Source organism: Bacillus sp. HNG (genome assembly GCF_003400205.1).
Classification (GTDB): Bacteria; Bacillota; Bacilli; order Bacillales; family Bacillaceae_L; genus Ferdinandcohnia.
In genome coordinates this window covers 36,253-51,482 of the sequence record NZ_QUQV01000007.1, presented here as the reverse complement: position 1 = coordinate 51,482, position 15,230 = coordinate 36,253, and the positions used below count along the sequence as shown (strand labels likewise).

Here is a 15,230-nt window from a genome sequence, read left to right as displayed (position 1 = left end):
TACCTTTATTGTAACAAGATTTTGAGGGTTTGGGTTAGTTTTTTGAAGGGGAGATGTTGGAAGTTTGGTAGAAAAAAACCTCCATCGTGGATGGAGGACTTAACTCTCTAAAATTTATGGTGTTCAGTGAAATCATTCCCTGGATCCTATAAATCTTCTACCAATACATAAGTCGCCTTCACCGGCCCATGCACCCCAACTACAAGATTCATTTCAATATCTGCCGAATTACTTGGTCCTGTTATAAAATTAATAGCGGAAGGAACTTGCTCACCGTTTTTGACTTTTTTACGGATGAGCTTTGCTGCTTGTGTCATCCTTGGAACAATCGTGCTTTTTGGGACGATTACGATTGAATGAGTTGGTAAGAAGCTGATTGTTCTTCCACGATTAGGGCCACTGTATAGCACAACTGTGCCGGATTCTGCTAATGTAATTTCGCTGATCGTAATTCCAATGTTTGCTTGCTCTGCTTTTGTGATGTTTTCTTTTCCTAGGTCAGGATTCCATTCAAAAACATCTTCTTGTTCAGAAGGTAGTTTTTCCTTTAATAATGGCTGAAGACCAAATCGTTCAAAGCGTTCATCTTTCCAAGTAACGATTGGACCGCTCCCCAATTCTTTGATCTTCTTTTCAACTTCTTCCGATAGCTTGGATTTTGACGTCATGATAAGTTCCGTATGGATTTTTGTGCATTGAAGCTTAAAGACCTCCACTAACTCATCCACGGATGCATCCTTTAACACTTCTTCCTGTGGGTTATGTTTCCACACAGGTGGTGTTAACGTTGTTCTTCTCTCACGACCAAGTTGTTTCGCAATCTGGTCGAGGAAGGTATCGCGGTTTTGGATGGTTCCTTTCATTACTCCTCGCCTCCTTTTTCTCTGTTTTTAAACCAATCTCTAAATCTCTCTTTATTCGGAGCCGGGAAGTCGCGAACATCCGTCCATTCTTTTAACATACCGACACCCTTGGTAATTTTGTCACCATTAGTTATTGGTTTGGTTAAGGTTGGCGCGAGTTTTGACCCCATTTGGTAAAGAGATGGTGATGATGCTCCAAAACCAAATGCCTTCATTAATAGTTTTTCAGAAACGGGTGCACGACCTTCCCGCTCCACGATGACTTCACGATGCTTATGAATCAATTGATGAAGTGGTATTTTGACTGGACAGGCATCTGTACAAGCCCCACAAAGGGTTGATGCATACGGAAGCTCCTTGTGATCATCATAGCCTCCGAGCAGTGGTGTTAACACGACACCAATTGGTCCTGGATAAATTGAACCATAGGAATGACCGCCTACATGACGATATACCGGACAAACATTAATACATGCTGCACAACGAATACATTGTAAAACGGATTGAAATTCCGTACCTAGTATATTGGATCGGCCATTATCAACAATGACAAGGTGGAAGTCCTCTGGTCCATCAACATCACCTTCTTCACAAGGACCTGTTAATGTTGTGATATAACTGGTTAATTTTTGACCGACCGCGCTCCTTGTAAGCATGCCGACAAGTACTTCCATTTCTTCAAAGCTTGGAACAAGACGCTCCATCCCCATAACGACGACCTGTGTCTTCGGAAGTGCTGCAACTAGATCGGCATTTCCTTCATTCGTTACAAGAGTAATCGAACCAGTTTCTGCAACTGCAAAGTTACAGCCTGTAATCCCCATGTCCGCCTGTAAAAACTCTTGTCGCAATGATTCTCTCGCAAATAAAGCGAGTTCCTCTGGTTTTTCAGAGTTCTTATAGTTCATTTTATGCGCAAATACATCGCGAATTTGTTCTTTGTTTTTATGTAAAGCAGGAACTACAATATGGGATGGCGGATCATGGTCATCCATTTGCAGGATGTATTCTCCAAGGTCCGTTTCAATCACACGACACCCCACTTCCTCAAGTTTTTGATTTAAGCTGATTTCCTCTGTTACCATTGATTTTGCTTTGACAATATGTTTAGCTTTTTTCTTTTTCGCCAGGTCACTGATATATGTACTTGCTTCTTCAGCCGTTTGAGCAAAAAATACATGTCCACCTTGCTTTGAGACCTGCTCACTTAATTGATATAGGTAATAATCAAGGTTTTCAAGAACGTGCTGACGAATTTCCTCTCCATGATTGCGCCATTCCTCCCAGTTCCCCAATTCATCTGTAACCGTTTGTTTTCTACCTTGAATCGTTTCTTGGGCTTTTGAGACAGCACCTCTCATGAACGTGTTTTGCACTTCCTTTTGGACACGGGTTTTAAATTTTTCATCACTCGTTTTTAATGCCATTATTGCTCCCCTCCTTTAGTTTCGATGGTTTAATACCTCTGCGATATGTAAAACTTCAATTGGTTTACCAAGTCGGTTAATTCTCCCGCCAATATTCATGAGGCAGCCCGCATCTGCTCCAATTAGGTAGTCTGCTTCTGTCGTTTCAACGCATTGTACTTTTTCATCGACCATTTTTTCCGAAATTTGACCCATTTTTACTGAGAAGGTTCCACCAAATCCACAGCAATTCTCTTTTCCAGGCAGCTCTACATATTCAACACCATCAATATTATTTAATAGTTGAATAGGTGGTTCCTTTACGCCTAATAGTCGCGTCATATGGCAGGATGTATGGTAGGTTACCTTGCCTTTAAAAGTTGAACCGACATCTGTTATGCCTAAAACCTCAACAATGAACTGTGTTAATTCATACGTTTTCTTCCCTAGTTCAATCGCTTTTGGTTCCCAAACAGGGTCACTTTTAAAAATATCTTTGTATTCGTGGAACATGTTTGCACATGAGCCAGAAGGACATACGATGTACTCAGCATTTTCAAAGGTTTCAATCATTTTCTTCATGGCTTTTTTGGTTTCTTCTACATATCCACTATTATAAGCAGGCTGCCCGCAGCAAACCTGCGCTTCTGGAAACTCCACTTCACAGCCGAGGTGCTCCAATAGTTCAACTGTTGCTTTTCCCACATTTGTTTGAAACATATCCACAAGACATGTGGCAAATAAAGTGACTTTCAATATAGTTTTCTCCCTTCATCAAAGCAAGTAAACTGGTCATCTGATGACCTTATTATTAAAAACTATGTTACTCCTTTTTTCTGAATTAATATATATGTAAAAAAGCTAGGAATGTCCCTAGCTTTTTTAAGACTTTAAAGTAATATTATGAATCGCAATCTTCTATTCTAGCTCAATCAATACTTTATTCGTATTGTACATTTTTGCTTCAAAATACTCTGCCGCTTTTTCAAAAGGAATTTTATGGGTGATGTAGGTATCTATATCAACACTACCCTGTTTCATGCAATTCATAACATATTTAAAGTCCTCAATCGTTGCATTTCTACTTCCCATCAACGTTAATTCTTTTGCATGAAAATCTGGGTCACTGAAAGTAATTTGATCCTTCACAAGTCCCACATAAATGAGCTTGCCACCATGTGAGACATAATTGAATGCACTCATCATTGAATGCTTGTTTCCAGTAGCATCCATAACAATTGTAGGAAAGTGGCCATCATTAATGGTCAAAAGATCTTTAACAAGATCACCCTTACTTCCGACTTCCAATACTTGATCACAATCCGTCCAATCCTTAGCAAAAGCTAAGCGTTCTTTACTGATATCCATCATGATTGTTTTTGCCCCTTGCAGTTTTGCAAACCTTGCAGTACCAAGACCAATCGGTCCAGCTCCAATAATCAGTACACTTTCCCCTTTTTGTATTTGAGCTCTTCTTACAGCATGTGCTCCTATACTCAAAGGCTCAATGATAGCTGCAGCATTTAATGATAATCCATTTGCATGTATAACATGACTTTCCGGTAGTACGAGAAACTCCGTCATACCACCATCAATATGGACACCCGTAACTTGCATTTGGGTACAACAATTTGTTTTTCCGTTTTTACAGGCTATGCACTCACCGCAATGTATATAGGGGATGACGGAAACATAATCCCCTACATTAAAACTTTGTACTTCTCCCCCAACCTTTTCCACAATTCCCGAAAGTTCATGGCCAAGAACTCGGGGATATTGAAAGAAGGGCTGGTTGCCTCCAAACGCATGTAAGTCTGTACCGCAAATTCCAATTCTTTTCACACGAATCATGATATCCTTTTCTCCTAAAGTAGTCGGAGACTCTTGTTCAATCATTCTCATATTCCCCGGTTCTTGACAAACAATCGTTTTCATCCTTCGTAACTCCTTTTATCGAATGGAGGTCTATTAAAACATAGGCCCCAATCTGTCTAAAATAGTGTATTTGGTAGCAACATGGAGATGGCTGGTATAAACGCGATTAACAGTGCTACAATTATCAAGAGTAGTAAAAACGGCCAGCTATGCTTAACAAATTCCTCAATCTTTGTTCCTGTAATCGAACAAGTTGCAAACATAATTGTCCCTAAAGGTGGTGTTAAGGTTCCAATACTAATACAAACGATGAAGAAAATTCCAAAGTGAACTGGGTCAATTCCATATTGCATGAGCATAGGCATAAATAACGGAGTTAGGATAATAATAGAAACATTACCTTCAACAAACATCCCTATGACTAAAAGGAATAAAAGGACTACGATAAAGAACAAGATAGTGGAAGAAACATTTCCTACCATAAACTCTGTCATTCTTTGAGGTACCTGCTCCAAAGTAAGTACCCAAGCGAATGCAGAACCTGCTGCAATAATAATTAAAATGGACGCTGCTGTATGGGCTGTTTCTAAAAATGCTTCCATTAACTGTTTGAATTTCATTTCTCGATAGACAATCATTCCGAGAATTAAAGCGTACAATACCGCAAATGCACCCGCCTCCGTAGCACTAAAGATACCAAAGCGAATTCCACCAATAATAATAACAGGGAGAAGAAGAGCTAGTAGGGCATCTTTAAAACTAGCCAAAAATTCTTTAAGGGTAATCTTTTCTTGCTTTTCTGTTTCAAGGTTATGTTTTTTCGCATAGAAGTGAACGTAAATCATAAAAGCTAAACAAAGAACGAGTCCAGGAATAATTCCAGCTAAAAATAATTTACCAATCGAAACATTACCTACATACCCATACATAATTAGGGCAATTCCCGGTGGAATAATCGGGGTGATCAAGGACGTAGATGCTGTTAATACAGTTGAAAATGATTTTGAATAACCCTTTTTGATCATCTCAGGAACTAGGATTTTTGATTGCATGGCTGCGTCTGCAATGTTCGAACCACTCAAACCACCCATAAGTGTGCTAAGAACAACGTTTACTTGAGCAAGACCTCCGGGAAGTGGTCGGGTGATAATTTGTGCAAACCGAAGCATCCTCGAGGTAATACCTGTGTAATTCATAAGAATTCCCGCTGTCATAAAGAAAACAATCGCAAGCAGTGGTACCGATTCTACCCCACCGATCATTCTCTGGATGAGGACCATCATCGAAAAACCATCCGAGAAGAGGAAATAAACGGCCGAAGCAACAATCATGGCAAACGCAATAGGAACATTAATTAAAAATAATACCACTAGTACAATTAACATAAGGGTTAATGCCATATTACGTTCTCTCCTTTTTCTCTGAGTCTATTTGAAAAGAACGAATCAGCTTAATCGTAAAATGAATAGCTGTCAACAATCCTCCAATAGGAACAGCAAGATCAATATAGGTGTAACTTATTCCCAATACAGGAGTTACTTTACTACCAGCTTGAAAAGCCAGTTCGAAACCTAAATAAACAAATATGTATATAAGTACAAAATAAATTGCTCCTGCTCCAATGATCGTACAAACATTACGCATGGATTTAGGCATCTTTTGAATTAAATAATCCACACCGATATGCCCATCCCGTTTCATTGCTGAGCTTATTCCAATAAAAATGAGCCAAATAAAACAGCCGAGTGTAATTTCTTCCGCCCATGAAATCGGGTTATTTAATACGAAGCGAAAAAAAACATTGATAATCGTTAAAAAGGAAATAACCGATATTGCAAGAACGGAAATAATATCATCAATTGGGTTAAACCATTTTTTCAGCATTTTTAAGTCCCTCCTGTTCAACCAAGTTATGTCTAGCAAATATGACATATAAAAATTTCGAGACATCCGTTTATGAAGAATAGATTAGAAATCCATTCTGAGAAAAAGGTAAGATTTTTCTCAGAATGGAATGTTATTAGGAAGGCTTATTTTCTAATAATTCTACAATTCTATCGTATAATCCAGGAGTCCAATCTGAGAACTTTTCATATACACTTTGGACTTTTTCTTTAAACGGTTTTACATCGACCTCGTGTACTTCTACGCCCTGCTCTTTAAATTCATCTAAGACAGACTTTGTTTGTTCTTCTAGTACACCTCTACCGTATTCCCCTGCCTCATCACCAGTTTCTTTTAGAATTTGGACAACGTCCTGAGGCAATGTATCTATGAAGCTTTGTCCAGCAATCCAAGTTGTAATGAACTTTTGATGGCCTGTTAAAGATAGATGTTTTGAGACTTCATGTGCCTTTACGCCTTGAAGCACTGGAAGAGGATTTTCTGCACCATCGATAAGCCCTTGTTGAAGGGAAGTGTATAAATCCCCTAGTGGTGTAGGAGTTGCCGTTGCCCCTAATGCCTCAAATGTAGCAATCGACATTTGGTTGTTCGGCACACGAATTTTCATACCTTTTAAATCCTCAGGTGCTGAAACCGGTTCATTTGTTAACAGATGGCGCTCACCGTATACAGTATTAGTAGTAAGAATATGAATTCCTGCCCCATTTAAAGCTTCATGTAATTCATCGAACCAGTCCGTTGTTGTTAAATATAACAAGTCATCTACACTATCTGTAATATATGGAGCAGTCAAAATTCCTGCATCTGGTACATAGTCCATTAAGAAGTCATATCCAGCCATAACAATTACGTTATTCCCCATGGTTGCTTGTTCAACAACATCTTTTTCAGATCCCAATTGGGAACTTGGGTAAAGCTTTAATTCAATTTTTCCATTACTTTTTTCCTCAGCCAATTCCTTCCACTTCTTCGCTAATAAATCAATGGGCTCCCCAGGCTGATTTCCATAGGCAACATTGATTGAAACTTTTTCATCGCTCCCTTTACCTTCATTTGATCCTTTTTCAGATGATGTGGAACTTGAATCAGATGAACATGCCGAGATAAACACTACTAACATTGCAAATAGAAAAACAGACAACCATTTTGCTCTCTTCTTCATACCATTACCCCTTTTTTTCTTAAAATTTATACTCAAACGGATTCAAGAGTTATCCTTTTGATTCAAGTATTTAAAAAGAATAGATTAGAAGGTTGGACCGATTCTCCAGATGCCAAAATCATGTTGTTTTAATATTTCTGCTTTTGTTAATTTGCCAGAACTAACTAATGAAATCTCTTCAAATATTCTTTTACCAACTTCTTCGACAGTTTCTTTTCCTTCAATAATCGTGCCTGCATTGAGGTCCATATTGTCACTCATTCTTTCAAACATACCAGTATTTGTTGAAATTTTAATGACGGGGGCAATTGGTGAGCCAGTTGGTGTACCTCGTCCACTCGTAAACAGAACGACTTGAGCACCACCCGCAACCATTCCCGTTAATTGTTCAATATCATGTCCTGGTGTATCCATCCAGACTAGACCTTTTTCGGTTGGTTCTTCAGCATAATCGATTAATTCTTTTAGCTCGCTATTCCCAGCCTTATTCGCGGCTCCTAGAGACTTTTCTTCTAAAGAGCTTAATCCACCTGCAATGTTTCCTGGACTAGGGTTTCCAGTTCTGATATCCACTCCCATAAAAATGGAGCGATTTTCCATTGCTTCTATTACCTCGTAAACACGTTTTGCTACTCGATCATTTGCAGCGCGTTTTGCCAGTAAATGTTCTGCCCCAATGAGTTCCGTCGTTTCTGCTAGAATAGAAGTTCCGCCTCTTTCGACAATCATATCGCTAACTGCACCTACAGCAGGATTCGCTGATAAACCTGAACATGCATCAGATCCTCCACATTCTGTACCAATAATTAATTCACTGAAATCACATATTTCCCTTGGTTGAGCAGAGGCGTCTTGTACAAGTTTGGCAGCGGCTTGTGCTCCCTTTGCTATAGTAGTTAATGTGCCACCGTGGTCTTGAATTGAGATGGTTACTACTGGTTTTCCTGACTTCGCAATTTCTGCCGCGACACTTCTTGCCTGATGTGTTTCACAACCTAATCCTAAAACAACAACACCATATACGTTTGGATTTTTCCCTAAACCAACGTAGGTTCTAAATGTTTGTTCATAATCTACTCCTACTTGTGCACATCCATGTTGATGAATGAAGGTAACTGTCCCATGAACAAGTTCCGTGATCCTTTGCGCCGTTTGTGTTGCGCAGGTAATTGTGGGCAAAATCAAAACATGATTTCGTACCCCTACCTTTCCATCTGGACGTCGATATCCCAAAAATTTCCCTTCTTTACTTAGTTCCAATTTGGTCACCTCTTCCTCGTGTTCCTTCAAGATTGTGAACATGAACATGCTCACCTTCCGCTATATCTCGAATGGCTCTGCCAATGACTTCTCCATACTTTAGAATAGTCTCACCCTTCTGGATCGCCTTGACGGCGAATTTATGACCAAAAAGGATTTCGTCTTTTAAAATAATCTTCTTTGATAATTCCCTTGAAACATCTACCTCCACCTCTTCATTTTTGGGAATGTCTTGTAAGGAAACCGCAACACTATCTGTTGGCTGCATAACTAATGTTCGATACTTTTTCTCACTCAATCTCACTCATCCTCCTTTTAGAGGTATTATTGATGTTATAGACTTAAAGTCTTCCATACAAATCCTGCAATTAGCTTGTCATTTTTGAATCAAAAAATAGAAGATTATATTTCACATTGATACTACGGTACTGTGGTAGTACCATAAAAGTAAAAAAATATATCCTTTCATTTAATCCTTTTTCTTCTTGATGGACTTTTTAAGGCAAGGTCGTCATTAAAACGTTTACATTTTTTCTCAAGATTACTGGGTGGTAGTACCAGTAACTAGATGTTAACACTTTATTTTTCTGTTTTCAACAAATTTTCTAACTTTTTAAAATTAAATAGTAAATTAGTCTTATCTATTAAACTATTTATCTACACTCCTTTCTTTTGCCTGTCTTTCTAATCCATCATTAACATCTTGCCATCTTTTTTTCCTAAGCTTTTTTATTCTATTCTTCCTTACTTTATGGTATTTTGGTAGTACCAATAAAAATTCATTCATTAAGGGTGTTGTGCATGGTAAAAATCAATCCAATAAAACGAGTAACTTTAACTGAGCAAGTTTTAGAACAAGTTGCATCATGGATTACTTCAAATGAATTAAAACCTGGGGACAAACTGCCAAATGAACGATTACTCGCAGAAGAATTCGGGGTAAATAGAGGGCGGATACGGGAGTCTTTAAGAGCTCTTGCACTCATTGGTTTGATTACGATCAAACCAGGCGAAGGAAGTTTTGTTAGCGGCAAAGAATCGGTGCTCCCGGCTGAGACAATCCTTTGGATGTACCATAATGAAGTAAATAATTTGGAAGAAGTCTATGCTGCAAGGAAATTAATCGAATCTGAGGTTTATTTAGAAGCTGCTGAACGTATGACTGAAGATGAAATTAAAGTTATAGATGATATTTTGAAGGATTTAAAGAAAGTACCAAAAACGAATGCAGAGGAATTTCAGAGGCTATTAGACGATTTTGATCTGTATATGGGTTCTTGTAGTGGTAATAAAATCTATAACAAATTAATGCAGACGATTGTACACCTTCGTCATCAATCTATGGTGAAAATTTTAAATGTCCCTGGTGCACGGGAAAACAGTATCAAATCTCGCACAAAGTTAGTTAAGGCCGTTAAAGAAAAGAATCTTGAAGAGGTTAAGAAAGCAATTGAATTAAACTTCTCAGGAGCAAAAAGATTTTATAAACAAAACATATGATTGCATATAAATAAGGTCTAAACCAATTGGTTTAGACCTTTCTTAGTTTCTATTAAACTTCTTGTTTAAATGTATTTGTTAACTTTCCAAGTTTCTCAATTTCAACTGTCACTTTATCTCCATCTTTTAACCAAACCCTTTGATCTTCTGGATAACCAAATATAACCCCTTCAGGAGTACCAGTTAAAATGATATCACCAGGGCTTAACGTCATATGGTCTGAAACGTAACTAACGATTTCATTACATTTAAAAATCATATCAGATGTATTCGAATGTTGACGAACTTCACCATTAACTGTTGTTTTTATTTCTAGACTGTTAGGGTCGCCAACTTCATCACTCGTTACAAGATAAGGTCCAAGTGGACTAAATCCGTCTAGACTTTTCCCTAATAGCCATTGATGGGTACGGAATTGTAAATCTCTGGATGACAGGTCATTGCAATTACAATACCCAAATACATAATCCAAAGCATCTTCTTTAGCTACACGTTTTGCCTCTTTTCCAATAACAATTGCAAGCTCTGCCTCATAATCGTTTTCTTTTGAATTAAAAGGAAGATTTATTACATCTCCATGAGCTGATACAGTGTTATCAAATTTATTAAAGAGTAGTGGGTATTCTGGTAATGGCATGTTGGATTCTTCCGCATGCTTTTGATAGTTTATACCTACACAAATGATTTTTCCTGGTTTTGGGACAGCTGGTCCGAAATCGATGCTTTCCTCATCAACAAAAAGCTCTTCGTCTTTTTTCTCTAATGCTTGTTTCAAAAGAGAATCAAGTAGATGAATCGTATTTCCAACGTTATTCAAGACGTCCTCTATCGATTGTGGTACGAGCATTTTATAGGCTTCAGCAGCCTTCTCGATGTCTAAAACACCTAAATCTGTCTTAATACCTAATTTTAATGTATGATTCCTTTTGAATGTTAATAATTTCACTATTCATTACCTCCAATGCTAATCTTTCAGATGTATCATTTCCTCAATAAGATATTAACTAGATTTTCCGTTTATAACCCCGCCATCAATCATAAAAGGGGCACCCATCATAAATTTTGACTCATCGCTTGCTAAATAGAGCGCCGCATATGCCACATCGGTTGGACTTCCTAACTCTCTACTTAACTGTCTCCCCTTAATTTTCTCAATTGCCGCTTCAGGATTCGGGTCCTTTGAGAGATAATCCTCAACAAACGGTGTATAAATCGTACCAGGCATAAGTGCATTAACTCGGATGTTGTAGGGAGCATAATCAACCTGCATTGATTTCGTTAATGATAAGACAGCACCCTTTGTGGCTGCATAGGAAGCCCGATTTGCCAGACCTATTTCGGCAATACAAGAAGACATATTAATAATAGAACCGCCTCTGTTCTCCATCATTACAGGGACAACAGCCTTTGAAACCAAAAAGACACCGGTTACATTTACATCAAACACCTTTTTCCACACATCTAATTCTATATTATGAAGTTCTCCTACCCCACTAATGCCCGCATTATTAAACAAGATATCAATTGTTTCATATTTTGCTAGAACTTCTGCGACCATATTGGTCACACTAATTTCGTTAGTGACATCAGTCTTAATAAAAAGGGCCTTACCATGATTTTTCTCAATTTCAGAAACAGTTTCTCTTCCTCCCGACTCATTTACATCCGCTACAATTACAGTGGCTCCCTCTTTTGCAAACAAATAGGCTGTTTCTTTGCCAATTCCAGAACCTGCACCCGTAATAAGGGCAACTTTATTTTCTAACCTCATAAACTCTCTCCTTTTATGTAACTTATAAAAAGTAAAGGAAAACAGATAAATACGTTATTTTTTTGTTAATCAGGTACTCTGGTACTACCACTTAAAATTTATCATTTATTTCAAAATATTGCAACTAAATAAAGTCTGAAGGTAAGGACTAAGCGTTGCAAAATTAAAGGCTATTTGCACAAACTTTGTTGTTTTTTATCGTTGATTTCCGCTTCAGGTGGACGCTTTCCGCGGGCGTGGCTTGAGCCTCCTCGTCGCTTTCGCTTCTGCGGGGTCTCAAGTCTCACGCTTTTCCCGCAGGACTTTGAATTTCTTCCTTGAAATAACCCACGCACGAAGAAAATAGCGAATGCATTTTCGAGGAGTCGCCACCTTACGCTCCAATCAACTAGGTTTGCACTTAATATCTGAAAACAGCCAAATTAAAAGAACTGAGTTCGGTAGCATACCTAACTCAGTTCTTCAAAGGTTTAAATAATAGCGAGGATCTTACCTCCAATCATTTTATCGAACTGTCTTTAAAGCCTTACCCCAAGAAACAACTTGATTTAATAGCATGTTCATATTATCATCGTGTATATTTTGAGGTTTGAAATCAGTACCATTTTCAAAGTCTAAGAATAGTGATAATGTTGGATGGGTGCGGACATCAGCTAGGTTTAATTCACCACAGATTCCACGTAGATGTTCCGCTGCACGTGCACCACCAGTTGAACCATAGCTGACGATTCCAGCTGATTTGTTGTACCAAGCTTCACGCGCTGAATCCATCGCATTTTTTAATGCTCCCGTTATACTGTGATTGTATTCTGCCACAACAAATATAAATCCATCGAGACTAGCTAATTTCTCATTCCATTTCGCAATTCCTGGAGAATCCGCTGTACCTAAAAACGGTAAGTCATAATCTTTGATATCAACGATTTCGTAATTTGCATTTCCTTTCTTGTCGCCATAACCCTTCACCCATTCGCCAACCTGTGGACTTACGCGTCCTTCACGAGTACTTCCTAAAATAATCCCTATGTTTAATTTTTCATCAGCCATCTGTTGTTCCTCCGTTGCTTTATTTTTGCCAAACAATTTGTCTAAAAACCCCATACCTACCACCACCTATGTAGTTAAGTAAAGCAATACACTATTAATTTTCTAATAACCAACAAAATTTATACGCTTTATTAGGTTGGATTCAAAATTCGTTGTAAAAACTGCTTCGTCCGCTCTTGCTTCGGATTTTTCAGAACTTCATCAGGATTTCCTTGTTCAACAATGTATCCGCCATCCATAAACAGAACTTTATTTGAGACTTCACCTGCAAATTGAATTTCATGGGTAACAATAATCATCGTCCAATTTTCATTGGCTAAATCCTTCATTACCTTTAATACGTCTCCGATTAGTTCAGGGTCTAAGGCTGAAGTGGGTTCATCAAATAAGAGAAGCTCCGGTTTCAGTGCCAATGCTCTTGCAATCCCCACCCGCTGCTGCTGTCCACCTGAAAGTTGATGAGGATATAAATCCATTTTCTCTTTCAACCCTACTTTTTCTAGTAGTTCTACAGCTTCATTTCTTGCTTCAGTATTATTTCTTTTTTGGACAATCACGGGTCCCTCCATTACATTTTGAAGGGCTGTTTTATGCGGAAATAGATTATAGGATTGAAAAACCATCCCTGACTTTCTGCTCAACCTGATGATGTCCTGTTTCCTTACTTTTTCAGCAAAATTAAGCGAAAACCCATCCTGAAACTGGTAGATTCCTTTATCCGGTTGTTCCAAGCCATTAAAACAGCGGAGCATGGTTGTTTTTCCAGAACCGGATGGACCAATAATAGAGACGACTTCTCCTTTTTCTACATCGAAATCGATATTTTTTAACACTTCATTATCACCAAAAGATTTTGCCAAACCCGTTACCGATAAAAACATACCCTCACCTCTCTATCTTGCCACATACCGGCTTAATCTCCGTTCTAGCCCTGCTTGGAAGAGTGATAAAATGAAACAAATTACCCAATAAATTAGGGCAGCTTCTATATACAATAGAAGGAAATCGTATGTCCTAGCTGCAATCTCCTGTGCCTTGCGGAATAATTCAGCGACCAAAACCAATGAAGCAAGGGAAGTGTCTTTAACAAGACTGATAAAGGAATTGGACAACGGGGGTACGGAGACCCTTGCAGCTTGTGGAAGTATAATTCGCCTTAGTGCTGTCCATCTTGTCATACCAATGGTAAATGCAGCTTCCCACTGTCCCTTTGGTATCGATAAAATGGATGCACGAATGATTTCAGATGCATAGGCCCCAACATTTAAAATGAATGCAATCGCTGCACTTGGGAAAGGATCAATATTCACTCCGATATTGGGTAACCCGTAGAAAATAATAAATAATTGCACTAGCAACGGTGTTCCGCGAATCGCTGAAACATAGAAAATAGCTGGAGCTTGAACAAGTTTCGATTTTGACAGTCGCATCATCGCTGTTAGCAACGCAAGGAAAAGTCCGCCGATAAATGAAATAAGTGTAAGTGGAATTGTATATTGAATCGCTCCTGAAAGCATGGAAGGAAGGGAGTTCATGAATAACTCCCATCCCTCCATATTTGCAGTAATTGTTAATATTACGCTATTTTGTAGAAACATCTTCACCAAACCATTCCTGAGAGATTTTTGCTAACGTCCCATCATCCCTCATTGCAGCCAATTGTTCATTAACAGCCTTTACTAAATCTTCATTCCCTTTATTAAAAGTAAACGCCATCTCTGATACGTCATCTGAACTAGCTGCAATTTTGATACTCTCATCGCCTTGTGATTTTATATAATCAAGAACTGCGAGCTTATCATTTACCGTAGCTTCAGCACGTCCTTGCTTGATTAATTCAATCGACTGGGCAAGCCCTTCTACACCTACGATTTCAGCGCCATTTTCTTGTGCGATTGCACCGTAGTTACTCGTCAAGGATTGCGCTGCTTTTCTTCCTTTTAAATCTGCAAATGTTGTTATATCACTATTATCCTTTGGCACGACAAGGACAGCTGAGGAGTAGGTATACGGTTCAGAGAAATCATAATTAGCTTGGCGGTCCTCATTAATCCCTACTTGGTTTGCAATTAAATCAAAGCGCTTTGAGTTAAGACCAGCAAACATCGAGTCCCATTGTGTTTCCATAAATTCCACCTTAAGGTCCATGCGCTTCGCAACCTCCTTAATCACTTCCACGTCATAGCCCGTTAATTGATCCTTTTCATTGTGGAAGGTATAAGGTGCATATGTACCTTCAGTTCCTACTGTTAAAACACCCTTTTCCTTGATGTCATCAAATAGGGAACCAGTTTGTTTCGCATTGTTTTTATCGTTACCTGCATTGTTATCATTATCTGTTCCACCACATCCTGCTAGGACTAAAGCAATGGTAAATATAAAAGAAAAAAGAAAAAGAAATTTCTTCATTATGGATACCCCCAGTTAATATAATTTGTAAA

Annotated in this window: 16 protein-coding genes; 1 reads left to right on the top strand and 15 read right to left on the bottom strand. The window is 38.5% G+C overall.

Features of this window, described 5'->3' with window-relative positions:
* Positions 1–146: 146 nt before the first annotated feature.
* The 9 genes from DZB84_RS13865 to DZB84_RS13825 all read right to left on the bottom strand — a co-directional run bounded on the left by DZB84_RS13865 (position 147) and on the right by DZB84_RS13825 (position 8,769).
* The gene (locus DZB84_RS13865) at positions 147–863 is read right to left on the bottom strand and encodes a LutC/YkgG family protein (protein ID WP_116352864.1); all 717 of its coding nucleotides are present in this window, start codon (positions 861–863) and stop codon (positions 147–149) included.
* On the bottom strand, positions 863–2,290 hold the full coding sequence (locus DZB84_RS13860) for a LutB/LldF family L-lactate oxidation iron-sulfur protein (RefSeq protein ID WP_116352863.1): 1,428 nt from the start codon (positions 2,288–2,290) through the stop codon (positions 863–865). The genes DZB84_RS13865 and DZB84_RS13860 overlap by 1 nt, the downstream gene beginning before the upstream one ends.
* Before the next feature lie 15 nt (positions 2,291–2,305).
* Complete coding sequence (locus DZB84_RS13855) at positions 2,306–3,025, bottom strand: (Fe-S)-binding protein (RefSeq protein WP_116352862.1); 720 nt, start codon at positions 3,023–3,025, stop codon at positions 2,306–2,308.
* 162 nt (positions 3,026–3,187) lie between these two features.
* Complete coding sequence (locus DZB84_RS13850) at positions 3,188–4,204, bottom strand: zinc-binding alcohol dehydrogenase family protein (protein WP_116352861.1); 1,017 nt, start codon at positions 4,202–4,204, stop codon at positions 3,188–3,190.
* Positions 4,205–4,260: 56 nt separating this feature from the next.
* The gene (locus DZB84_RS13845) at positions 4,261–5,544 is read right to left on the bottom strand and encodes a TRAP transporter large permease (protein ID WP_116352860.1); all 1,284 of its coding nucleotides are present in this window, start codon (positions 5,542–5,544) and stop codon (positions 4,261–4,263) included.
* Position 5,545: 1 nt separating this feature from the next.
* Complete coding sequence (locus DZB84_RS13840) at positions 5,546–6,028, bottom strand: TRAP transporter small permease (protein WP_116352859.1); 483 nt, start codon at positions 6,026–6,028, stop codon at positions 5,546–5,548.
* Between the two features lie 136 nt (positions 6,029–6,164).
* The gene (locus DZB84_RS13835; RefSeq protein WP_116352858.1) at positions 6,165–7,211 is read right to left on the bottom strand and encodes a C4-dicarboxylate TRAP transporter substrate-binding protein; all 1,047 of its coding nucleotides are present in this window, start codon (positions 7,209–7,211) and stop codon (positions 6,165–6,167) included.
* 84 nt (positions 7,212–7,295) lie between these two features.
* The gene (locus DZB84_RS13830) at positions 7,296–8,471 is read right to left on the bottom strand and encodes a UxaA family hydrolase (RefSeq protein ID WP_223254453.1); all 1,176 of its coding nucleotides are present in this window, start codon (positions 8,469–8,471) and stop codon (positions 7,296–7,298) included.
* On the bottom strand, positions 8,458–8,769 hold the full coding sequence (locus tag DZB84_RS13825; RefSeq protein ID WP_223254452.1) for a UxaA family hydrolase: 312 nt from the start codon (positions 8,767–8,769) through the stop codon (positions 8,458–8,460). Before DZB84_RS13825 ends, DZB84_RS13830 begins: the two co-directional genes overlap by 14 nt.
* A gap of 503 nt (positions 8,770–9,272) precedes the next feature.
* Between DZB84_RS13825 and DZB84_RS13820 the strand changes: the two genes are divergently transcribed.
* The gene (locus DZB84_RS13820; RefSeq protein WP_116352856.1) at positions 9,273–9,971 is read left to right on the top strand and encodes a FadR/GntR family transcriptional regulator; all 699 of its coding nucleotides are present in this window, start codon (positions 9,273–9,275) and stop codon (positions 9,969–9,971) included.
* A gap of 52 nt (positions 9,972–10,023) precedes the next feature.
* On the opposite strand, the gene DZB84_RS13815 is transcribed toward DZB84_RS13820, so the two are convergent.
* The 6 genes from DZB84_RS13815 to DZB84_RS13790 form a co-directional block, all read right to left on the bottom strand.
* On the bottom strand, positions 10,024–10,917 hold the full coding sequence (locus DZB84_RS13815) for a fumarylacetoacetate hydrolase family protein (RefSeq protein WP_116352855.1): 894 nt from the start codon (positions 10,915–10,917) through the stop codon (positions 10,024–10,026).
* Positions 10,918–10,971: 54 nt separating this feature from the next.
* Positions 10,972–11,742, bottom strand: coding sequence for an SDR family NAD(P)-dependent oxidoreductase (locus DZB84_RS13810; protein WP_116352854.1), 771 nt, complete (start codon positions 11,740–11,742; stop codon positions 10,972–10,974).
* A 504-nt stretch (positions 11,743–12,246) separates the two neighbouring features.
* Positions 12,247–12,843 (bottom strand): NADPH-dependent FMN reductase, encoded by a 597-nt coding sequence (locus DZB84_RS13805; RefSeq protein ID WP_116352853.1) that lies wholly within the window; start codon positions 12,841–12,843, stop codon positions 12,247–12,249.
* A 77-nt stretch (positions 12,844–12,920) separates the two neighbouring features.
* The gene (locus DZB84_RS13800) at positions 12,921–13,670 is read right to left on the bottom strand and encodes an amino acid ABC transporter ATP-binding protein (RefSeq protein ID WP_116352852.1); all 750 of its coding nucleotides are present in this window, start codon (positions 13,668–13,670) and stop codon (positions 12,921–12,923) included.
* Positions 13,671–13,682: 12 nt separating this feature from the next.
* The gene (locus DZB84_RS13795; protein WP_116352851.1) at positions 13,683–14,387 is read right to left on the bottom strand and encodes an amino acid ABC transporter permease; all 705 of its coding nucleotides are present in this window, start codon (positions 14,385–14,387) and stop codon (positions 13,683–13,685) included.
* Positions 14,371–15,198 (bottom strand): amino acid ABC transporter substrate-binding protein, encoded by an 828-nt coding sequence (locus DZB84_RS13790; RefSeq protein ID WP_116352850.1) that lies wholly within the window; start codon positions 15,196–15,198, stop codon positions 14,371–14,373. Before DZB84_RS13790 ends, DZB84_RS13795 begins: the two co-directional genes overlap by 17 nt.
* Between the last annotated feature and the right edge of the window lie 32 nt (positions 15,199–15,230).